The sequence below is a fragment of the Paraburkholderia sp. J8-2 genome (assembly GCF_905220195.1).
Classification (GTDB): Bacteria; Pseudomonadota; Gammaproteobacteria; order Burkholderiales; family Burkholderiaceae; genus Paraburkholderia.
The window spans coordinates 1-1,513 of the sequence record NZ_CAJMZA010000091.1 but is presented as its reverse complement, the minus strand read 5'-3'; the positions used below and the strand labels follow the sequence as shown (position 1 = coordinate 1,513).

Sequence of the window (1,513 nt, the reverse complement as noted above, 5' to 3'; positions counted from 1 at the left end):
TTTCCCGTCATTCGTTCCCGTACGCTCTCGATGGCAGCTATCGGGTGCCCTGCAGACATCCGTGCGGGCATGCCAGCCGACGCGTGCGTGACCACCCCGATTGCATCGGTCCAGTGCGGGAACCGAATCGAGCTGTAGCATTAATCCGCAGATCGGGCATCGAGAGCCAGAAACGATTGTCGGGCAACGACCGTTCGCTATTTCACGGAAGCGGAGCGGGCACCAGTCCGTACCTCGACATGACACCGATCAGCTTGTCGCGGTCGGGGGGGCCGCCGGCATTTATGATCGTTCCGACATCACGAAAATACTGCGCTCCGATGTCGGGCGTAAGGACGACGAGGGCGCGTGCTGTGTCAGTGTACGGGTTGCTGAAGTGGTGAACCGATCCTCTTGGGCTAACCCCGCATTCTCCCGGCGTCAGGTCTCGGACTATTCCATCAACCGAGCATCGAAGCACGCCCTCCAGGACATAAACGCATTCTTCGTTAAGGGTATGGCTATGTGGCGGCGGAACTGGAGAGTTGGGCGGCACGGTCAGCTCAAAAATACCCATGCCGCCTGTGGCAGTTCCGTCGATCAGGTATCGGATCTGCAATTGTCCAATGATGATTGGTTCGCCTGGCGGCGCGCCGCTGGGAGTCATTTTAAACCTCCTCCAGATCGGGATTTTTCGTCAGGCCGCTACGGTCGTAGGCAATGGAAGCAGCAATTGCGGCACGGCGCGCCGACGGAATTTTTAGATTCAATTTATCAATGGGTTTTGCCATTGCCACCGTAGCACTTCGCAGGCAGGCGTTTTCGGCGGACCGTTCAAGAAGACTAGTCGCTGCGGCAATTTGTTAAAAGCGAATGCGGCCCGCGCGAAGACGGCCCCATCTGCCTCGGTCAATGCCAGATTTTTTTCCACGAACGCGACGGGATTCTCGCCGGATTGTGGGTTCGCGACGCCATCAGCGTATTACAGTTTTGCGAGAGCCAAGGCAACTGGGACGTTTCCTTCTCCGCAAACACTCTGCGACGTTTGCGGGTTCCAGCGTTGTGCAAGACCAACTTCGAGACAAACAGTATTCTCGTCGCTACTTTCCAAGTGTGCGCTAACGCGCATACGCGTAACAATTACCTGACTTCGACGACGAGGGATGAGAGGAGTCGGCATGACCGTCCGTCATGCGAGGCGACGCTGACGTTCAAACGTCCGTGCAATGACCTGGATGAGCGGCCGTTGATGGCCGATCGCGCGCTCGCCGGCTTCGCCGTTAGCTGTCGTTCAAAACAATCCCGGGCGCGAACGGCAGTTTTGTCGTGCCACAGCTTAGTGGGTGAAACCGGCCAACAGCGTTCGGCCGCATCGCCACATTGACATTTGAGTGTCGAATTTGCTCAAAAATCGGTCACTCGGTGGAGGAAATATTTAATTTACCTTTCTGTTTTTTTGATCTATTGGCTCAGCATGTAGGGATATTTTTCGGGTCTATTGCGGATTTTCTCGGGTCTATTGTGCAGGGACAAA

The 1,513-nt window shown here is 55.8% G+C and carries 2 protein-coding genes; both read right to left on the bottom strand.

The annotated features are described in order from the left end of the window. Window positions 1-202 precede the first annotated feature (202 nt). Entirely contained in the window at window positions 203-646 is a 444-nt protein-coding gene (locus U5A52_RS42905; RefSeq protein ID WP_321918085.1) for a cupin domain-containing protein, read from the bottom strand. Between the two features lies 1 nt (window position 647). Continuing rightward, complete coding sequence (locus U5A52_RS42900; RefSeq protein WP_321918087.1) at window positions 648-770, bottom strand: hypothetical protein; 123 nt, start codon at window positions 768-770, stop codon at window positions 648-650. Window positions 771-1,513: the final 743 nt, after the last annotated feature.